Below are 20,090 nucleotides of genomic sequence, written 5' to 3'. Positions count from 1 at the left end.
CAGTCACCAGTCACCAGTGAAGACAGGGAACAGGGAACGGGGAACGGGGAACAGTCACCAGTCACCAGTGAAGACAGGGAACAGGGAACGGGGAACGGGGAACAGTCACCAGTCACCAGTGAAGACAGGGAGCGGGGAACAGTTAGTAGTTTCTCCTCCTCTCCCCCTCTCCCCGGCTCCCCCTCTCCCCCTCTCCCCCTCTCCCCCCTCTCCCCGGCTCCCCCTCTCCCCCTCTCCCCCTCTCGTTTTCCGTAATCAGGCGATATGCAAAACTTCCGAGACTACTACAAAATACTGGGAGTTCCCCGAGACGCTTCAACTGAAGATATCAAGCGATCGTACCGACGCCTCGCCCGGAAGTACCACCCCGATCTCAATCCCGGCGATAAGTCTGCTGAAGAACGGTTTAAGGATATCGGTGAAGCCTACAATATCCTCTCCGATCCTGAAAAACGACAGCAGTACGACCAGTTCAGTCGCTTTCTGTCTCAGAAGAAGACGAGACGCAAACCCGCTCGCGCGACGCGTAACGGCACGGCGACGGCGGAACCTCAGTTCGAGCAGTACGCAGATTTCAACAGCTTTCTCGACGACCTGCTCAACCGTCGCGCCAATCGTGCCACAGCCCGCACGGAAGCGCCGCCACCACCGGGGACGCGGGTACGGGTCGATTCTCGAGATGCTTTTCGTCGGCGCACCACGAAGACGGCGTATACGGTATCTCGTCCGACGCCGCGCGATATCGAAGCCCGTTTGACGTTACCGCTCGAAAAAGCGTATACGGGAGGGCGAGAACGCATTCGCCTCGAAGACGGGCGATCGCTCGAGGTGAATATGCCACCGGGGATGGTGAGCGGCCAGCGCGTTCGTTTGAAAGGTCAAGGGGAACACGGCGGCGATTTGTATCTCAAAATTACGGTGGCACCTCACGGATTTTTCCGAACCGAAGGGAGCGAGATCGTCTGTCAGTTACCTGTAACGCCTTCCGAAGCGGTACTGGGGGCGTCGGTCGAAGTTCCGACCCTAGACGGTTTGGTGAGGATGACGTTACCGCCTGGGGTCAAATCCGGGCAGCGGTTGCGGTTGTCGGGTAAGGGCTATCCGACGCGTGGGGGAAAACGGGGCGATCAGTTGGTAGAAATTCAAATTGTCGTGCCGAAAGAGATCGACGCTGCCGAGCGGGAACTCTATGAAAAATTAAGGCAGTTGGAAAGCTTTAATCCCCGTCGAGATTTGGTCGGTTAGTTCGTTATGTTTTGGCGATCGCTCGAGGTTTGTGGTCGGCGATACTCGATCGGCAATTTTAGCGATCGCTCGTTCGTGTTTGCTAGTTTGAAAGTTCGCCAGAAAAAGCAAAAAAAGCATCAGATGTTACAGCATCTGATGCTAAAACTCCTGAACGATTCGAGGAAAAAACTTCAGCTCGATTTGAGGTACATCAGGGAAGGAAAAGAGGATTCGTTGCGAGTAAAGCGTAGCAGCAAGTCGATCGTTTCCTGTTTGACCCATCCCATTAAGACAGCGACTTCACCGAACCGCAAACCGACGTGTTGTTGAGCGAGTAGAATTTCGTCGATTTGGTGTTCGTCGAGTAGAGCTGCCGATTTGAGGTAGTGGCCGATCGGAGACTGCGACGGCAGTTCTGAGAGTGCGGGCAGTTGTTCGGCGAAGAAATCAACTGTTTCTTGCTTGAGCCAACCGCGCATGGCGAGAATTTCACCGAAACGTAGGTCGGGATGTTCGCGAGATTGAGCTTCGAGAACGGCTTTGACCTGTTCGGGAGAAATCAAGCCCGCTTCGAGTAACAGGCGTCCGATGCGACGGGCGCGCAATTCGTCTTCGCGGAATTTGTCGCGAGGCTGGAGGTACGATCGCACGCGGTTGAAGGCTTTGCGCCCGTAGTGTGTCGCTAGCTGTCGTCCGGCCAACCACAAGAACGGCGGAATCGTTTCGGCGTAGCGACGCCACAGGCGACGCGGTTCTTGAACGAGACGGTAGAGCCACTCGAACCCCGCCTCGCGCATCCACAGGGGCGCGTGTCGGTGCAGCCCAGCGTAGACGGGGAAGACGCCGCCGACACCGATCGCAACCGCACGCAACCGATCGCGGTGGACGTCGATCCAGTTTTCCTGTTTGGGACAGCCGAGAGAGAGAAATACGATACCAGCACCGCTGCGTTCGATGCGATCGACGAGTTCTTCGTCTTCTTCGGGGGTCAGGGGACGGAACGGTAAGGGTTCCATACCTGCGATTTCTAAGTCGGGATACTCGCGATCGAGCCGCTGTTTCATGCGATCGAGAATCGCTTGGTGAGATCCCAAGAAATACACGCTGACGCCGTATTTCGGGGCTTGCTGGCACAAACTATAGAGAACGTCCATACCGGCCACTCGGTCTTGACCGGACGCGCCGAGCAAGCGAAGCATCCATACTAAGGGCATTCCGTCGGGGGTAACGAGGTCGGAGCGTTCTAAAACCTTAGCGAAGGACGGGTTCGAGTGTGCTTCTACGAGCATATGGACGTTAGCCACGCAGACCGTACGACGTTCTCGATGACTGGCCCAAGAGAGTATCACTTGCATCTGCCGTTCGAAACTCAGTGCCGAAACCGGCGATCCCACAATTCGTTTTCTGGGGATGCAGTTTTGAGGAACGGGTAGGGAAAGTACCTTTGCCATTGTTCGCACCTAACTGGTTAAAAATACTGAGAGAGTGCGACTCTGAATTACAAGCGCCTCTCGATACCCAATTCACCCGAGCGGTATTACCCTCCCTCGTGCGAAGCGAGCCGTTTCGCACGAATCGATCGAAAGGCCGGAGCGGGTGTCGAACCACACGCTCTCACACACGATACAAAATCGGGAAAGAAGCCTCGAGACGAGGCTTACAATCGTGTTTTTCGTTCGCTGCGCGAGCCGTTAACTCAAGCCTCTCAAGCTGACATGAAACCGTCAAGTATCTACGCAAGCTCTTTGCAGAAACTTTATCGCTGTCTACGTGTTTCTACGAATTCTTTACCGAAAGTTTAACTTGGCGCACTCATCGTTATGCTTACGCAATCTTACAGAAAGATTCCGGAGGGTTCTTGGGGACGTCGGGGCGATCGCTCGGTGTGATAGGGTAAAGTTTTGTTTTCGAGACCCTGCTCTGAGAGTTCAGTGACGAACCCGATTCTCAAACGCGGACAAGGCTGGCGCTTGGGCTACCGTCCCGATGCCGTTTCTCCCTCAGACGACAAAACGACAATTTTTGTTGCCCTCGTCGGTGCGGACGATTGGGCGTTCGAGTTGACCGAAGCGGAATTTTCAGACTTCCGACGGTTGCTCGTACGACTCGACAAAACTATGCAAGCCGCCGCCGCCGAACTCTCGGACGAAGAACGCCTCGCCTGCGAGGTCGAAAGTCAGTGGTTGTGGATGGAAGCCGAAGGATTTCCCCAGGCTTACCGGATTCGGCTGATCCTCAATACCGGCCGGGGCTGTGAGGGAGAATGGCCTCCCGATGCCGTTCGAGAACTTCTCGACGCCGCCCAAAGCCTCCACGTATTTTAACGGGGTTTAAATCCTTCAGACACTGGGAGACTCGCCGAGCGAGGGTAAAATTTGGTAGGTAGCGTCAAATCTCGACGTTTCGCATTGTGTCTGTTGGAGGCGATCTGTTGGAAACGCACCCGTTGGACTCTCGCCCGACCGAACGACGCCGCCCCCCAAGCGTCTGGGTGGGGCGAACGGCCTCGATCTCGATCTTGGCAATGTTGGGAGGGTTCGGAGTTTGCTTCGGGAACACGGGCGAGGTGCGATCGCAAATCGTTCCCGCTGACGACGGCACTCAAACCCGCATCATCCTTGACGGCGACACCATTCGCATCGAAGGGGGACAGCACTCTGCTGACGGCGAAAACCTCTTTCACAGCTTCGAGGCTTTCGGACTCGATCGCAGCCAAACCGCCGACTTTCGATCGCAGCCCCAAATTCGTAACGTCTTGGGGCGCGTTTCGGGAGGCAGTCCCTCTTTTATCGATGGGCTGCTGCAAGTGACGGGGGGCAACTCCAACTTGTTCCTGCTCAATCCGGCGGGAATCGTCTTCGGTCCGAACGCTCGCCTCAACGTTCCCGCCTCTTTCGTCGTCAGTACCGCCGACGCTCTCGGCTTCGAGTCCGGTTGGTTCGAGGTCTTTTCCAGTAACGACACCGCCGCCCTCGTCGGAACTCCAAACGCCTTTCGCTTCGATACCGCTCGACCGGCTTCGATTATCAATACGGCCGACCTCGCGGTTTCGCCGGGGTTTCAACTGGGGTTACTCGGCGGAACGGTCGTCAATACGGGAGAACTCGACGCCCCCGACGGCGGAATTATCGTCACGGCGGTTGCGGGAACGAATCGGGTGCGGTTGAGCGTTCCGGGGAATTTGCTGAGTTTGGAACTGCTTCCGTCTTCGCCGGGTTCGCCGGGTTCGTCGGGGGAAATCGTGACGTTACCGGAACGGTTAACGGGGGGAAACGCCACCCACGCCAGCCAACTGTCGGTTACGTCCGACGGCCGAGTCGTGTTGTCGGGGTCTGACTTGCCGATCGAAACGGGGGATGTGGCGATCGCCAGTCCCCCGTCCGACGCCATCGCCCTGCAAACTCGCGAGGTGTTAATTCAAGCGACGAACGATATTGTCTTGACGGAAACCCGCCTCGAAAGTTCGGGTTCGACTCGCCTTCTGGCTGGCGATACCGTTGTGGTTCGCGACAGCCTCGCCCGTCCGGTTTCGGTTCGGGCGGGGGCGAATTTATGGATTCAAGGCGATCGCGCGATCGACATTCTCGCCCTCAACCATCCCCTCGTCCCGTTCGTCAGTGGCGGATCTCTCACCCTCGCCAGCGATGGCATTATCTCCGGCGACGCTCGCTTTTTCAGCGGCGGCGGTTTTGCAATTTTGGATACGACGTTGCAACCGGGACGCTTCGTCAGTCTCTACGACCCCATTATCCGAGCGGCGGGCGATGTCTTTTTCGGCGACTATACGGGAGTGTCGCTGAAAATTGAGGCGCAGGGTGCAATTGTGGGCGGGACGGTGACGATTACCGGGCCGGATACGATGCTGACGGTTCCCGATCCCGATTTCGAGATTCTGACCGGCAGTCCGGCGTTAATTTTACGGGCTGACGCGGCCGTGCTGACAGATACTCCGACGATTCCACCGGATGCGTCGGTGGGAAATACGCAAGTGACCACGCCCGGTATTTCTGCTTTTTCGGGAATCAGCCTCGATCGCGCGATCGTTCCCGGCGGTCCGGCGATTTTTGAGGCGTCGGGAAATATCGTCGTCGATGGCGTGGTCACGGAAGGGGGCGCGATCGCTCTGACGAGTCGCGAGGGGGCGATCGAAATTCCGGGAACGCTCGATGCGAGTTTATCGAGTGGGACGGGCGGCGAGATTTCAGTGGTGGCCAATGGGGAGGTAGCTGTCGGCGAAATTCTCTCGACGGGGTCGCAAGGGGGCGGCGACGTGACGGTGGAAAGTTTGTCGGGAACGTTCGTCGGTGGGGCGATCGATACGTCGTCTAGCGATGGGTTCGGGGGAGATGTGGCGGTTCTCGTGGCGGAAGATTTGCTGCGAAATGCGGCGATCGCGACGGAAGGCCGTCTCGGGGGAGGCAGTATTGCTCTCGAGAGTCAAAACGGCAGGGTGACGCTCGATTCCCTCGGGGGAAGTGCGGCACTTAACGCCAGTTCGAGCGATGGGTTCGGGGGAGACGTGACGGTGGCGGCCGCCGACGATTTGCTCTTGGGAGCAGCAATTTTGGCAACGGGACGGGACGGCGGCGGTTCGGTGGCGATCGCCAGTTCGCGCAATTTAACTGCAACGGCGATCGAGACGAGTTCGAGTGCAGGGACGGGTGGCGATGTTGCGATTTCGTCGAATTTAGATGCTGCGGTCGATACGGTGACGACTCGCGGGGCGATCGCGGGGGGGGCGGTGTCGGTTACCGTCGGTCAGGGCGAGTTCGTTGGGGCTGCGGTGACGACGAATTCACTCGCTGGAACGGGAGGCGATATCCTTTTCGATGTTGCTAACGGAATGACAGTTGAGGGTATGGACGCCAGCGGTTTACTCAGCGGCGGTTCGGTGACTGTTAACGCCGCGCCAGGGGGATTTGAGGGCATTTTTGTCGATACGAGTTCTGAGGGCGGTACGGGGGGCAATATTCGCTTCGATTTGGCGTTCGGGTTGGAGATGGGGGATATCGACGCCAGCGGCCAACTCGGTGGCGGTTCGGTGGCGATCGCCAGTCAAGGGGGTTTGACCGCCGAACGCATTTTGACGTCGAGTCTTCAGGGAAGTGGGGGAAACGTGGTTTTGTCGGGAGTCGCCGATGTGGAACTGGCGGCGATCGACGCGCAAGGCGGAACGAGTGGTGGTGCGATCGATATTAACGCCGGGCAGTTTTTACGGGTTGAGGATGGGTTTTTCGATCGCAACGGCGTTTTTGCCAGTATTTCAGCGGCGGGAGGAACGGAACCGGGATCGGTTTTAATTTTCCACGGTGGAGAAGCGATCGGCGTGCCGTTCATCGTCGGGGATGCGGGACAAAACGGGACGCAAGGGGCGATTACGACGGGAATCGAATCGCCCGATCGCACGATTTTTCCGGTGACGGTGATTCCCGGTTCGGAAATTCGCGAGACGATTCAAATTAATCCCGATCCGACGCCGACGCCAGTTCCCACCCCGACGCCGACACCCATTCCTACGCCGACGCCAGTTCCGACCCCGACGCCAGTTCCGACACCCCTTCCCACGCCGACGCCAGTTCCGACACCCCTTCCCACGCCGACACCAGTTCCGACACCCCTTCCCACGCCGACACCGGTTCCGACACCCCTTCCCACGCCGACACCGGTTCCGACTCCGTTCCCGACTCCGGTTCCCGAAGAATTTCCGCGAGAAACCTCCCGTCGAGTCGTGACGGATTTGCAGGGACGATCGCCGGTAGAGTTAAGAGATCGAATTCCTTTACCGGAAGCGCGATCGCGCTTCCCACAACGAGGCGGTCGTGCGATCGCTCCAGACTTCACTCGCGTCGAGATTTTCCAACGTTTGGCGATCGGCGATTGGGATACTGCCGTACCTCTGATCGAAACGCTGTTTGTGGGGGAGTTTGCGGAGTATTTAAATCTCGAGGACGCGCCAGCGTTACCTTCGCTTCCCGAATTTCAAGATCGCTTGCAAGGTTTGGCGGAGGAAACGGGAAATATGCCGACGGTGTTGTACGTTCTGCAACGGGGCGATCGCCTAGATTTGTTAGTCGTTCCGATCGAGGGAGAGGCAATCTATCGGTCGGTGGCACTTCCGTCTCCCGATGCGGTGGAAACGGTGAAGCTTCAACTCCTCAATGGGGCGATCGACCCTCGATTGCGCCGTCGCGAGGCATACCGCGAACCGGCCGAGCAACTTTACGACTGGATCGTCGCTCCGATTTTACCGGAGTTGGAACGGTTGGAAACTGATACGCTATTGTTTGCTCTCGATCGCGGGTTGCGAGGTATTCCCGTGGCGGCGTTGTTCGACGGCGATCGCTTTTTAGTCGAACGGTTTGCATTGGGGTTAATTCCCAGCGTGAACCTCGTCGATACTCGCTATCGCGATATTCGCGGCGAGGAAGTGTTGGCGATGGGGGCTTCGACTTTCGAGTCTCAAGTTCCACTCCCGGCGGTACCGTTGGAAGTGCAAATCATCACGGATATTTTCTCAGGACGGGCGTTTCTCAACGACCAGTTTACGTTGGACAACTTACAAGCTCAACGCGATGTTCGTCCGGTTCCGATCGTTCATTTGGCCACTCACGGCGAGTTTGTCGGGCCGGAACTGGAAAATTCTTATATTCAGTTGTGGGATACGCGGTTGGGACTCGATAGCGTTCGCCGCCTCCACTGGAACGATCCGCCGGTGGAATTGGTCGTGTTGAGTGCCTGTCGTACGGCGATCGGTAGTGAAGAGGCGGAATTGGGATTTGCGGGGTTCGCGGTGAAATCGGGGGCGAAAACGGCGTTGGCGAGTTTGTGGTACGTCAGCGATATTGGAACGCTGGCGTTGATGAGCGAATTTTACTATCAGTTGAAAACAGCACCGATTAAGGCTGAAGCGTTGCGTCGAGCGCAGGTCGCTCTGGTGCGGGGAGCGGTTCGCATCGAAAATGGAGAGTTGGTGTATTCGGGGGGAACGATTCCGCTGCCAACGGAGTTGAGATCGCGCGATCGCACTCTGGAAAGTCCCTATTTTTGGGCGGCGTTTACGGCGATCGGGAGTCCTTGGTAATCGATCTTTGTTAAGGGGATAGCATCTGAAACGAAAGGTCTGCTTTTTTGAAATTACAAATATTGAATAAAAAATCAATAATATAGCCGAACGAACCCTTATAAACTCTATTTTCAGTATCTCCTAAATCGAGAAAAAAGTCAAGACGGCGATCGCGCCGCTGCGAGACCATTTTAAATCCGAATTTTGGAACGACATCGAAGGATTGAATTTATCGAGAGACGCGACGACAATCTCTCTAATTCGAGACGTTCGCGAGAGAAAAACTTCCCCCCTCGAACGAGCGGCGAGGGGATCTGTTTTCAACCGAGTCAAACCCAGAGTTTTGGGAAACCCGTTAAAACCTCTCCGTGTCCTCTGTGTCTCTGTGGTGAAAACTCTGTTCTCAAATTTCTCCCGAACCCCAATCTACGGTATAGTCTGAAGCGATCGCTTACGAATCGCCCCGCATGGAATCTCCAAACAACCGAATTATCGTTCCTCTCGACGTACCCGATGAAGCCAGCGCCCTCGCCACACTCGATCGCCTTCCCGAAGTCACCTTTTGGAAAGTCGGACTGGAACTGTTCGTCAGCGTCGGCCCCAAAATTTTGCAACATCTCAAAGACCGAAACAAACGAATTTTTCTCGACTTAAAATTTCACGACATTCCCAACACGATGGCGGGGGCTTGTCGGTCGGCCGCTCGTTACGGTGTCGATTTACTGACACTACACGCTACGGCGGGGCGTCAGGCATTACAAGCCGCCAGTGAAGCCGTTTTGGAAGGGGCGAAAGCGGCGAACGTCGAACCGCCAAAAACTCTAGCAATTACGCTTTTAACGAGTTTGAACTCTCGAGATTTGGCTTTCGATTTAAAAGTCCCCGTCGAACTTCCCGAATACACCCTCAACATGGCAATGTTAGCCAAGGAATCGGGAATTTCGGGGGCAGTATGTTCCCCTCGCGAAGTCGAACCGTTACGACGGGTTTGTGGAACGGGGTTTCTTTTAGTTTGTCCTGGGGTTCGTCCGACTTGGGCGGCGACGGGAGACCAACAACGAGTCACGACGCCGAAAGATGCCGTTTCTGCTGGGGCGGACTATTTGGTTATCGGTCGTCCGATTACCGCTTCGGACGATCCCTCGGGAGCGTTTGCGAGGATTTGCGAGGAATTAGTGGTTTAACCGCCAGATGTAACCTGCGACGCGGCCGGAAAATCTGGTGATATCACCGCGTCAACACCGTAAAATCAACTGTTGGCGATGGACGCGATCGAGCTGGAGTTCGACGCCGGAAACTCGTTCGAGGAGTTCGACGACTTGACTCGGACGCAGGAGAGTACCGTCGTTGCGACAGCTTCCGACGACGCGCACCACGGCTTCCTCGGAACTGCGAAGTTCGATGATGTCTAACTCGAACAGCCGTTCGCGAAGGTCGATCTTCTTGATTTTGCCGGATTTGGTAGTGTGTTCGCTCCAGATTTCAGTGCGATCGAGGATTTCTTTGACCCAGCGATACCAATCGCCGCAGCCCTCGCGACAACGAACGCTCAGGAAATATTCGGCGCGATCGAGGACTCGCGTGGCGGCCTTTCCGTCGGTGGGAACGACTTCGACGCGGTAGATGGGGATCTCGTTGGATAACTGTTCGGACAGTCGGGTTTGGAAGTCCGCCGCGTCCATGTCTTCAGTGAGGTCGAATTCGACGATTTCGCCGCTGCTGGTTGCCCCTAACTGTAAGGCGTTGGCGGGGGAAATGCGGGGCATGGGATGGTAGCCCCCGGTAAAGGACATGGGTAAAGCAGCCCGTCGTGCGGCGCGATCGAGCAGTTTGGCAAAGTCTAAATGTCCGATGAGTGCCATCGACCCCAGTTTTCCCATCCACACGCGCATCCGCTGTACTCGCTGTGAGTTGGGTTTGAAATGTCCTTCAAATTCGGGAATCGGCGGCGGTGGAACGACGATGTTATGACCGAAATCGGGGGTGCAGACGCCGCAGTGGGAACAGCCATCGTAGGCGCAATCGGGAACGGTGGCGGCTTCTAAGGCTCGTTGTAAGTCCTGTTTGAGCCAGGTTTTATCGATTCCGGTGTTGAGGTAATCCCAGGGAAGCGGGGCGTCGAAGGCGTTTCGGTCTTCGATGGCGGTGTCGGAATCGCTTTTGAAAACGTTCCATTCGCCGTTTTCGACTTGGCGATATTTCCAAGTCAACCCGGATTCGTCGATCGCATTTTCCCAGGCTTGAAAGGCGCGATCGAGACTTTCCCACCAGGAATCCATCCCCGCCCCGAGTTCCCAGGCGCGACGCACCACGGACGACAAACGGCGATCGCCCCGTCCGACGAAATCTTCCATCGCGGAAATTCGCACGTCCGTAAAGTTGGCTTTCACGCCCCGCATCCGACGGAATTCTTGGCGCAACATATCCTGTTTGCGTAAAAATTCCGCTGTGGAAACGGAATGCCACTGGAAGGGCGTGTGGGGTTTGGGCGTAAAGTTAGAAATGGTTAAGTTGATGCTGAGGCGTTTGCGACCTTGGGCGCGACATTCCTGTTGTAACCAGTGCACGGTTTCGGCAATTCCCAGCACGTCGGCGTCGGTTTCGCCGGGAAGCCCGATCATGAAGTACAGTTTGACTTTATCCCATCCCTGTTCGTAAGCGGTTTTGACACCTCGCAACAGTTCTTCGTTGGTGAGTCCTTTGTTGATGATGTCCCGCAACCGCTGGGTTCCGGCTTCTGGGGCGAAGGTCAAACCGGATTGGCGCGTTCCGCCGATGATGTTGGCGATATTTTCGTCGAAGCGATCGACCCGTTGGCTGGGGAGGGATAGGGAGATATTTTCGTTTTTCAGGCGGTTTTTCACTTCGACTCCCACCGCTGGAAGCGACAGGTAATCGGAACAACTTAAGGACAGCAGAGAAAATTCGTTGTATCCCGTCGCCCGCATTCCTTTTTCGATGGTATCGACCACTTGGTTGGGATCGACATCTCGGGCGGGACGAGTTAGCATTCCCGGTTGACAGAAGCGACAGCCTCGGGTGCAGCCGCGACGGATTTCTACGGTGAGGCGATCGTGAACGGTTTCGACCAACGGGACTAAACCGATGGAATAGGCGGGAATCGGGGTCGCTACGCGGCGTAAAATCCGTTCGGGAACGTCGGGACGGTTGGGACGCACCGAACCGTCTTCTTCCATGTCGTAGAACATGGGAACGTAGACGCCGGGAACTTGGGCTAAATCCAGCAGTAATTCTTCGCGGCTGAGTCCGTCCCGTTTTCCTTCTTCGATGACGAAGCCGATTTCGGGAAGGAGTTCTTCTCCGTCTCCGAGGGCGACGAAATCGAAAAAGTCCGCGTAGGGTTCTGGGTTGGAGGTAGCGGTTTGTCCTCCGGCGAAAATGAGGGGGTCTTCCATTCCGCGATCGCGCCGTTCTTTCCAAGTGAGGGGAATTCCAGCTAAATCGAGCATTTCGAGGATGTTCGTCGCCCCGAGTTCGTAGCTGAGGCTAAAGCCGAGAATGTCGAAATCCGTCAACGCCCGCTGGGATTCGACGGCGAAGAGGGGGATTTGTTCGTCCCGCAGTTTTTTCGCCAAGTCTGGGGCGGGGAGATAGGCGCGATCGCACAGTTGATGGGGTTGGGCGTTGAGAATGCTGTAGAGGATGATATGTCCGAGGTTCGACGCCCCGACTTCGTACACTTCCGGGTACGTCAACACCCAACGCACCTCTGCATCGTTCCAGGGTTTGCGAACCGCCCCGAGTTCGTTTCCTAAATAGCGGGCTGGGCGCGAGATTTCTGGGGTTAGTAGCTTATCTACGGCAACCGCTACCATGAAAATTTCTCCTGTGTGGTCTGCACGCGATCGACTCTCTCGATCGAGTCTGTTACGACAGATCTGAAATAAACGTCCGGTTTTTTACTATAACTGATTTACGTGGGGGAGTTGGATCGCCGTTGCTAGGATAGAACTACTGCGAAAAGGAGGTTCGACGATGCCATCACCGTTTCCGGGGATGAATCCTTATCTCGAACATCCCGATTTTTGGGTTGATTTTCACAATCGCTTAGTTGTGGCGTTAGCCGATGCTCTCGTTCCTCCCTTGCTTCCAAAATATTTCGTCGATATCAAGAGGCGAATTTACGAAATTTCGGATTTGGATTGGGTGCTTTTTGGAGAAGCTGAGGCGGCGGTTCCAGACTCCCAAAATTCGAGAACTCCATCTAACGAATCCGTTACGATCGCGGAAAGGGCAACCGATCGCCCCTATCGAGTCACGCTTCCGGTATTAGAAGAAGTTCGCGAAAGTTACTTGGAAGTGCGAGATGCAGTGACAAAAGAAGTCGTGACAGCGATCGAACTCTTATCTCCAACCAACAAACGGGGCGAAGGACGACAAAAATACTTACAAAAACGCCAGAAAGTTTTAGGCAGTCAAACGAATTTTATCGAAATCGATTTGTTACGAGGTGGCGAACCGATGCCGATTTTAGAACGCTCGTTCGCAACCCCCTATCGCATTTTGGTCAGTCGCGCTAAAACTCGCCCAACGGCAGACTTGTACGCTTTCGGATTGAGCGATCGCATCCCGGTTTTTCCGCTTCCGCTACGACCGGAAGATAAAGAGCCGGAAATCGACTTACAAAGTTTGTTACATCAAGTGTGCGATCGCGCCGGATACGAGTATTTCTTAAACTACACCGAACTCGAACTATTTCCAACTTTATCAGAAGCAGAATTCGACTCAATAAAATCCGTTCTCAATTAAACCTCTCTGTGTCCTCTGTGTCTCTGTGGTGAATCGTTCCCTATCAGAAGCAGAATTGGACTCAATAAAATCCGTTCTCAATTAAACCTCTCTGTGTCCTCTGTGTCTCTGTGGTGAATCGTTCCCTCGAGCAAAAGCCCCCACCTTAAAGATGAGGGCAAATAAACTTACAACAACTTCAGTCAACTTTTCCGTCAAAACACTACATTAGCGTTCGACTTTCACCTTAACCGATTTGTGTTTTTCTTCTTCCACTTTAGGCAAGGTTAACGTCAACAAACCATCGCGATATTGCGCTTCGACTTTGCCGTTATCTACATGAGTCGGCAGCGAAATGACGCGGCTGAAGTGACCGTAACGAAATTCACTGCGGATCGTACCGTTTTCTTCAGTTTTCGATTCTTGTTTGCGTTCGCCGCGAATCGAAACCGCATCTCGCGTCACGTCAATATCGATATCCTCTGGATTCATACCCGGAACTTCCAGTTTTAGAATCACAGCCTCGTCAGTTTCATGAAGTTCCGCAGGCGGACCGAAATTGAGTTCGATTTCTGAGGCGAACCGCGTCGGATTCAAAGCGTCGAACAAACGGTTCATTTCGCGATGTAAGCTGTCGATGTCGCGAGTGGGATTCCAACGAACCAGTGTCATAGCGTATAACCCTCCTTGCTGCTGGGTTTGCTCGCTCGTTTCTTCACTTTTAATGGTATAAAAAATACAGGCGATCGCAAATAGGGTTTCACGATCTAAGTTTTCGGGTTTTCTACACAGGAACGAACCCCTAAAATTTGAGGAACCGTTCGCAAAACCGATCGCATGGTCGGGTTTCCCGAACCGAGCGATCGCCTCAGTTCCATTAAGTTTGCAATTCTGTTACAATCTAGGGGCGATCGCGACAACTATAATAAATATTTTTAACAAAAACTTGACAAAAAACCTAGATTAATATTCAATGTCTGACTCCAACGACTTCAATATTTGGAAATACAAACCCTGGTGGTGTCAGCCTTGGTCGATCCTACTGACCGGAATCGCGATAATTGCCGGAAGTTGGCTTCTCTTTCACCGACTCTGGCTGACGGGACTCGTCGCCGTGCCGATTTTGGCGTGGATGGGATATTTCTTGCTATTATTTCCCCGCCTCGTCGTAAAATACGGCGGTTCGATCGAGGAACCTGAAAAGTGACGCACTATTGGCTGATTAAATCCGAACCGACCGACTACAGCATCGACGATTTGCAGCAAGACGAAACGGCAATTTGGGACGGCGTCCGCAACTACCAGGCGCGAAATTTCCTGCGTCAGATGCAGCCGACGGATTTGGCTTTTTTCTACCACTCCAACGTCAAACCACCTGCGATCGTCGGATTAGCAAGAGTGCTTGAAAGTAACGTCAACGACCCGACTCAATTCGACCCGAACAGCAAATACTACGACCCAAAAGCGACGCCGGATAACCCTCGCTGGCAAACCGTCAACTTTGCCTTTGTGGAGAAGTTCGAGACGCCGATTTCCCTAACCCAGTTAAAAGAACGCTTCAACCCCGAAGACTTGCAGGTGGTCAAACGGGGAAATCGCCTGTCTGTCATGCCCGTCAACACTAACATCGCCCAGCAAATCTTGGAGATGGCGAAGCAACCCTAACAGGGAACCAGACAATCGGACCGACGCAGCACCCGCAAGTCTTCCTCATCTAATTCCGCTGGCGTTCCATTGTAGATGGCTTCGACGAAATCCTCGTTGGGAACCATCACGCACAACACGTACAACCGACCCGAACCGACGTTACAGAGTTCGTGGAGTCCGGTGGGGGGAACCAAGACGCTATCTCCGGTTTCTAAGCGCAATACGCGACCGTCGCAGGTGGCGAGGGCTTCCCCTTTGAGAATGTAGAACATTTCAACTGCCCGATGGTGGCAGTGGAGAGGGGTTTTTCCAGCTTCGTCGAAGATTTCCACGCAAACGGCCAGGGACGAGGCGGCCGTTTTGGGGTCGAAAACGGTGGCGATGCGGTTGGTGTCCTGGGGACTAATGCGAAACACGCGGTAGTCTCGGGCGGATTTGGCGACGGCTACCATGCAACGATCGCTCATAATTTCTCCTGAATGGGGCGAACGGGTCAAAACTCTATTCGAGACGGTGTCTTGAGGGTCGATTGGCTCGATTTTAGCGGTTTCAAACTCTGTTTTCGTTTACAAAATATGAAGTCCGAAGGTCTCAAGCCTACGACACGTCGGATAACGTCCGCCCCTAATTCGCTCCGTCAACAGTCCGTTAACGAGACAAACTGTTCCATTCAGTTTCGGCGTCGGAAAGTGCCTCTTCAACCGTTTTTTCTTCTAACATCGCCGCTTGCAGGTTGTCGTAAATAATTCGCTGTAATTCGTTGGCGTCGGACATCGGCGGAACGAGAACTTCTGCCCGTTGAAGTTGTTCGGCACTGATAACGCGGGCGTCGTCGATTTGGGTGGTGTCGTCGTTGGCGGTTTTGAAATACTCGTCCTGTAAGGTTTCGACCGTCGAGGGCAGAGTGTTGGCAGCTTTGGAAAAAGCCAGTTGGTTGTCGGGATCCGTCAGAAACAGGGCAAAGGCGATCGCCTCTTCTGGGTTGTCGGTATCGCGAGGAATCACCAAATTCATCACCGCTACGGCAATTTTCCCCGTGTCGCCGGTAATTTGCGGGGCGGCTTCGGAGACTGCGGCGATGTCGGGGGCGTTGTTGGCGATGGTTTGGAAAAACTGAGGTCCCGAGGTCAACAGGGCCAGTTCTCCAGCTTGGTAGAGTTCGATCGCCCGTTGGTGGCCTTGGGTGAGAACGTCTCGGGGAATCAGTCCCTCTCGATACAAATTCACCCAATATTCAAACGCCGCTTTGCCTTCGGGGGAGTTAAACGCCGCGTTTCCCGAGTCGTCTACCAATCGGACGCCCATTTGCACGAGAGATTCGAGAACTTCCCCGGAATCGTCGGGAACCACGGTGACGAAAAAGGCATATTTTCCTGTTTCGCTCTTGACTTTTTTTGCGATTTGTGCTAATTCGGTGTAGGTTGCGGGAGGGCGATCGATCCCGGCCGCCTCGAAGAGTTGGCGATTGTAGATGGTGATGCGGGTGGTAATGTACCAGGGAATGCCGAAACTCTGACCCTCAAAGCGGCTGGCGTCCCAGATATTGGCCAAGTACTGTTGGCGTACCGTGTCGGGAACGCGATCGTCGAGGTTCAGCCAAGCGTTGCGACCGGCGAGAAGTGCCGAAAACGTGGGGTTGAGATTAGCCACATCGGGGGCGGTTTTAGCCGAGACCGACGCCAGCATTTTCGCTTCCATGGCCGACCAGGGAACGTCAACCCAATCGATTTGAGTGTCGGGGTGTTGGGCTTCGTAATCGGCGATGAGGTCGTTGAAGTACTCCGTAAACTGCGGTTGCAGTTGCATCGTCCAAAACTCCACCGTTCCCTCATCTTGAGGGGGTGGGGCAGACGCGCAACTGACGAGACCGCCGAGGACTCCGCCGAGAACCAGGCGAATTCCCCACTGTTTGACTGAAATTCCGATAGAGTGCTGCATGGGTGTGTGTTCGGTTCCGAGACAGGTCGATCGGCACGTCTCGGTTGTGATTTCGTTATATTTCGCTCATTGAGGCGCGATCGCCGTTGCTTGTCAAGCACTCGAGCCACATAGTAGAACAGTGGTAGAGATGAGGCGGCAGTCCGGTCAACCTCTCGAAACGCGCATCGATCGCGGGCTTTCGGGAAGTGTGTTCGCTCGCTTCGCGATGGAGGACAGCGTGGTTAACTTTATCAAAAATATTTTCTCGAAGTCCAAACAAGGGATCGGCATCGAACTGTGTCCCGATCGCATCAACCTGATCAAACTGCAAAAACAGGGTCAGGGCTACAAAATCGCCAACTTCATCACGGAGGAAGTCCCCGAAGGCGTTATGGAGGAAGGGCAGATTCTGGATTTGCCCACGATGTCCGAACTCCTTGAAAGTACGATCGAGGAACATAAAATCAAAGCCAAACACATCGCGACAGCCGTACCGAGTCGAGAAGCGATCGTGCGCTTGATTCCGGTTCCCGACGGTCTCGACGACACCGAACTGCGGGAGTACGTCAACCAAGAAGCGGGACTGTATTTACCCTACCCTCGCGAAGAGGCCGACGTAGACTTTCAACGGCTGCGGTCTTTCGTCGACGAGGAAGGGGAAACGCGACATCAATTATTATTCGTAGCCACGCGAAAAGAAGTCACCGACAGCTACATTAGCGTGTTTCAAGAAGCGGGGTTGGATTTGGACGCGATCGAAGTCAGCAGCTTTTCCGTGTTGCGCTGCATCCGCGACCAACTGCAACAGTTTACGCCCTCCGAAGCTGCCGTGACAGCCGATATCGAGTTCGACAGTACCGAAATTTCCGTCATCGTCGATGGCGTTCCCCAGTTTTCGAGAACCATTGGTATCGGGAGTTTTCAAATTCAAAGCGCCCTGTCTGCGGCGATGAACCTCCCCCCCTCGCGCAATACCGAACTGCTTCAAGGTATGACGCTGCCGGTGAACACTGGCGACAGTATGACTATGGGTACAATGGGGGGGAACAATCCGGGAACGACAGCGATGATGAAAGTTCTCGGAGAACTGGCTGACGAAATTCGCCGCTCGATCGACTTCTATCTCAATCAAAGTGAAGGGCTAGAAGTCGCTCAGTTGTTCCTCGTCGGGCCGGGAAGTTCCATCGGACAACTCGACGAATTCTTCATGCAGCGATTGAGTATTCCCACCAACCAAATCGACCCAGTGGCTGCGCTAGGATTGGAAATGGACGAAGAAGAAGTTCCTGTGGTTCAACGAGCCGGTTTGGGCGTCATCTTGGGTTTAGGATTGCGAGAGGTCTAATACCGTGTACAGTATCGATATCAATTTTCTCAACGATCGCCCAGAATACCGCCCCGAGTCAACGATCGCCCCTACGGGAGAGCGACGGTCGATCGAAGTTCCGGGGAAAGCGGTTCTGATCGCTGGGAGTCTCGTGGCCGTGGCGTTCCTCGGCGCCGTCGGCGGAGCGTTTGTCTATCTGAAACAGTTTGAGATCCCACGGCTAGAAGGCGAAATCGCCGATCTCGACGCCGAACTCAGCAGCTATCTCCAAAAAGAACAGCAATACAAGCAAATCCAACAGGAAACCCAGCAAATCAAAGACCAAACTCAGGCGTTAGCTGGGGTGTTTAACTACATTACGCCGTGGTCGGCCTTGTTACAGGATTTGCGCGATCGCCAACCCAGTGGCATTCGCATCAGCGGCATCGAACAAATCGAATACGATCCCGGCCGTCCGCCGTCGGGATTGCCCGCCCCCGAACCGACGGAGACGGGACGGCCGCCGTCGCTGGTCACGATTACGGGAATCGCCAAATCCTTTAGCGACGTCAACGATTTCGTCGTGGTGTTACAGGAATCGTCCCTGTTTAAAGGATCGGCCACCCAACTGGTTTCTGCTGAAATGACGGACTATCCGGCCCGCAGTCAAACTTACGACGATGACGCGTCGGGAAGCCTAGAGTTCGAGCAGATCGTCGAATTTCAAGTCGTCACGCAAATTCGCGAAGTTCCGGCCACGGAAATTTTGCAAGAATTGCAGCGTAAGGGTGCATTAGGACTTGTCAACCGAATCCAGCAACTGCAAAGTAGAGGGGTAATCTAACGATGGTCAACCCAGACGAAGACTTTCGCGAAGGCGAAGAGGAAGCGGCCGAAGGTGTCGCCCTATTCGGAATTACGCTGTCGCCTCAAATTCTCGCCGTAGTCATTGCCGCCGCTGGGTTGGGGGCGTCGGTGTATCTCGCGCTGAATTTCGTCAAACCCCTGTGGGAACAACGGACGACTTTGCGACGGGAAATCGCCGAAAAAGAAGCTCAGCGGAGCGCTCAAGGGGATATTGTCGCCCAAATCGAAGCCGCGCAGATCGAGCGAGATGCTGCTGAGGAAATTCAGCGGGACGTACTGTCGATGTTCGCCAGTCCCGAAAGTCTCGATACGTTACTGTTCGATCTCAACCAACAGGTTCGACAGCGTAACGCGAACCTCGGTCCTGAAGAGGTGCGTGCGAAGTTGGTCGCTGAAGGCTGTCCGAACTCGGTCATCGAAAATTATGCCGATCTCGAGCGACAGGTAGACGGGTTTTTTGCCACGGCGAAACTGACTCGCTTCGAGCCGGTGTTTCCCGAAACGAGCCGTCAGACCAACGCGGCGGCAATTACCGAAGACGGTTACGAGTTGGTTCAAGACGGGTCTCTCGGTGCCAGCGCGGACAACCAGGTGAAACGTCAGACCTACGAAGTCGAAATGCAGGGGAATTTCGACCAAACGCGCATGATTTTAACGCAAATGGAGCAACTTCAGCCCCTATTGGTCGTCAAAAACTTTCAAGCCGAGCTTGAAGACCAAACGTTTTTGTTCGACAGAAACGGGATCTTGAGCGGATGTCAGCCGGAAACGAAAATTAATTCGTCTTTTACGTTGCAGGCGTTGCTTCCTCTGACTCAAGAAGAGTTGCAACAAATCCTTCAAGCTCAAGAAGAAGCTGAAGCCGAAGGCGAAGAAGCCGCTCAATAAGAGATCGGCAGAGACGATCGCCCCGCCGCCGATCGCACCTCGAAAACGCCACGATCTCAGGCTTTATCGCCGGATCTGTGACTTCATACGGGGGCAGAGGTTGCAGCGATCGCCCCTCGATCGCATCTCGAATTCAGGGAATTGTCGACGGGTGCAACGAAATTTAAACTCGGGTGTCTTGGCGATCGCGCTTAAACTATGATAGATACGATTCAGACGCGCGATCGTCTGGGCTGATTCCAGTTCGGATTCAGTGTCAGCAATCCCTTTCCATAGGAATTTTTAAGGAAACCTAGTGCAGCGTCAACTCTAAGAATTAGGGTTAACGGGAGTATTGAGGTAATCTGTAGGGAGCGAGCCGGAGTCCCATGCAGAAAAAATCATTGTGCGCCTGACAGCAGAAGAGCGTCATCAGCTACAGGC

15 protein-coding genes are annotated in these 20,090 nt (G+C 54.5%); 10 read left to right on the top strand and 5 right to left on the bottom strand.

Features of this window, described 5'->3' with window-relative positions; translation table 11 throughout:
- Positions 1-264: 264 nt before the first annotated feature.
- On the top strand, positions 265-1,245 hold the full coding sequence (locus GEI7105_RS0121845) for a DnaJ C-terminal domain-containing protein (RefSeq protein WP_017662543.1): 981 nt from the start codon (positions 265-267) through the stop codon (positions 1,243-1,245).
- A 173-nt stretch (positions 1,246-1,418) separates the two neighbouring features.
- Here the strand turns inward: GEI7105_RS0121845 and GEI7105_RS31840 are convergent, their stop codons facing one another.
- Complete coding sequence (locus tag GEI7105_RS31840) at positions 1,419-2,678, bottom strand: WecB/TagA/CpsF family glycosyltransferase (protein ID WP_051044220.1); 1,260 nt, start codon at positions 2,676-2,678, stop codon at positions 1,419-1,421.
- A 480-nt stretch (positions 2,679-3,158) separates the two neighbouring features.
- Here GEI7105_RS31840 and GEI7105_RS0121835 point away from each other — a divergent pair, with 480 nt between their 5' ends.
- The 3 genes from GEI7105_RS0121835 (at position 3,159) to pyrF (ending at position 9,474) form a co-directional block, all read left to right on the top strand.
- Positions 3,159-3,551 carry a DUF1818 family protein gene (locus GEI7105_RS0121835; RefSeq protein WP_026097854.1) on the top strand — a complete coding sequence of 131 codons (393 nt, stop codon included), beginning with the start codon at positions 3,159-3,161 and terminating at the stop codon, positions 3,549-3,551.
- A 122-nt stretch (positions 3,552-3,673) separates the two neighbouring features.
- Entirely contained in the window at positions 3,674-8,308 is a 4,635-nt protein-coding gene (locus tag GEI7105_RS36270; protein WP_144053980.1) for a CHAT domain-containing protein, read from the top strand.
- A 449-nt stretch (positions 8,309-8,757) separates the two neighbouring features.
- Entirely contained in the window at positions 8,758-9,474 is a 717-nt protein-coding gene (pyrF, locus tag GEI7105_RS0121820; RefSeq protein WP_017662538.1) for an orotidine-5'-phosphate decarboxylase, read from the top strand.
- Positions 9,475-9,525: 51 nt separating this feature from the next.
- Here pyrF and GEI7105_RS0121815 read toward each other — a convergent pair whose 3' ends face one another.
- Positions 9,526-12,126, bottom strand: coding sequence for a TIGR03960 family B12-binding radical SAM protein (locus GEI7105_RS0121815; RefSeq protein ID WP_017662537.1), 2,601 nt, complete (start codon positions 12,124-12,126; stop codon positions 9,526-9,528).
- Positions 12,127-12,286: 160 nt separating this feature from the next.
- On the opposite strand from GEI7105_RS0121815, the gene GEI7105_RS0121810 reads away from it, so the two are divergent.
- The gene (locus GEI7105_RS0121810; protein WP_026097853.1) at positions 12,287-13,060 is read left to right on the top strand and encodes a DUF4058 family protein; all 774 of its coding nucleotides are present in this window, start codon (positions 12,287-12,289) and stop codon (positions 13,058-13,060) included.
- 207 nt (positions 13,061-13,267) lie between these two features.
- Here GEI7105_RS0121810 and GEI7105_RS0121805 read toward each other — a convergent pair whose 3' ends face one another.
- Positions 13,268-13,711, bottom strand: a complete 444-nt coding sequence (locus GEI7105_RS0121805; protein WP_017662535.1) for an Hsp20/alpha crystallin family protein — start codon at positions 13,709-13,711, stop codon at positions 13,268-13,270.
- A gap of 301 nt (positions 13,712-14,012) precedes the next feature.
- Between GEI7105_RS0121805 and GEI7105_RS0121795 the strand changes: the two genes are divergently transcribed.
- Positions 14,013-14,246, top strand: coding sequence for a DUF6737 family protein (locus GEI7105_RS0121795; protein WP_017662533.1), 234 nt, complete (start codon positions 14,013-14,015; stop codon positions 14,244-14,246).
- Positions 14,243-14,704 (top strand): EVE domain-containing protein, encoded by a 462-nt coding sequence (locus tag GEI7105_RS0121790; protein WP_017662532.1) that lies wholly within the window; start codon positions 14,243-14,245, stop codon positions 14,702-14,704. Before GEI7105_RS0121795 ends, GEI7105_RS0121790 begins: the two co-directional genes overlap by 4 nt.
- On the opposite strand, the gene GEI7105_RS0121785 is transcribed toward GEI7105_RS0121790, so the two are convergent.
- Complete coding sequence (locus GEI7105_RS0121785) at positions 14,701-15,153, bottom strand: cupin domain-containing protein (RefSeq protein WP_223307563.1); 453 nt, start codon at positions 15,151-15,153, stop codon at positions 14,701-14,703. The two genes, GEI7105_RS0121790 and GEI7105_RS0121785, sit on opposite strands and share 4 nt — an antisense overlap.
- Before the next feature lie 181 nt (positions 15,154-15,334).
- Positions 15,335-16,624, bottom strand: a complete 1,290-nt coding sequence (locus tag GEI7105_RS0121780) for an ABC transporter substrate-binding protein (protein WP_017662530.1) — start codon at positions 16,622-16,624, stop codon at positions 15,335-15,337.
- A 220-nt stretch (positions 16,625-16,844) separates the two neighbouring features.
- On the opposite strand from GEI7105_RS0121780, the gene pilM reads away from it, so the two are divergent.
- The 3 genes from pilM to GEI7105_RS33810 are packed head-to-tail and all read left to right on the top strand — an operon-like array spanning position 16,845 to position 19,667.
- Positions 16,845-17,951, top strand: coding sequence for a type IV pilus assembly protein PilM (gene pilM, locus GEI7105_RS0121775; RefSeq protein WP_026097852.1), 1,107 nt, complete (start codon positions 16,845-16,847; stop codon positions 17,949-17,951).
- A 4-nt stretch (positions 17,952-17,955) separates the two neighbouring features.
- Positions 17,956-18,756, top strand: coding sequence for a PilN domain-containing protein (locus GEI7105_RS0121770; protein WP_017662528.1), 801 nt, complete (start codon positions 17,956-17,958; stop codon positions 18,754-18,756).
- Between the two features lie 2 nt (positions 18,757-18,758).
- The gene (locus tag GEI7105_RS33810; protein WP_017662527.1) at positions 18,759-19,667 is read left to right on the top strand and encodes a hypothetical protein; all 909 of its coding nucleotides are present in this window, start codon (positions 18,759-18,761) and stop codon (positions 19,665-19,667) included.
- Positions 19,668-20,090: the final 423 nt, after the last annotated feature.

The sequence above is a fragment of the Baaleninema simplex PCC 7105 genome (genome assembly GCF_000332355.1).
GTDB classification, from domain to species: domain Bacteria; phylum Cyanobacteriota; class Cyanobacteriia; order Cyanobacteriales; family Geitlerinemataceae; genus Baaleninema; species Baaleninema simplex.
The sequence above is the reverse complement of the archived record's forward strand: the minus strand, read 5'-3'. Positions and strand labels throughout refer to the sequence as shown.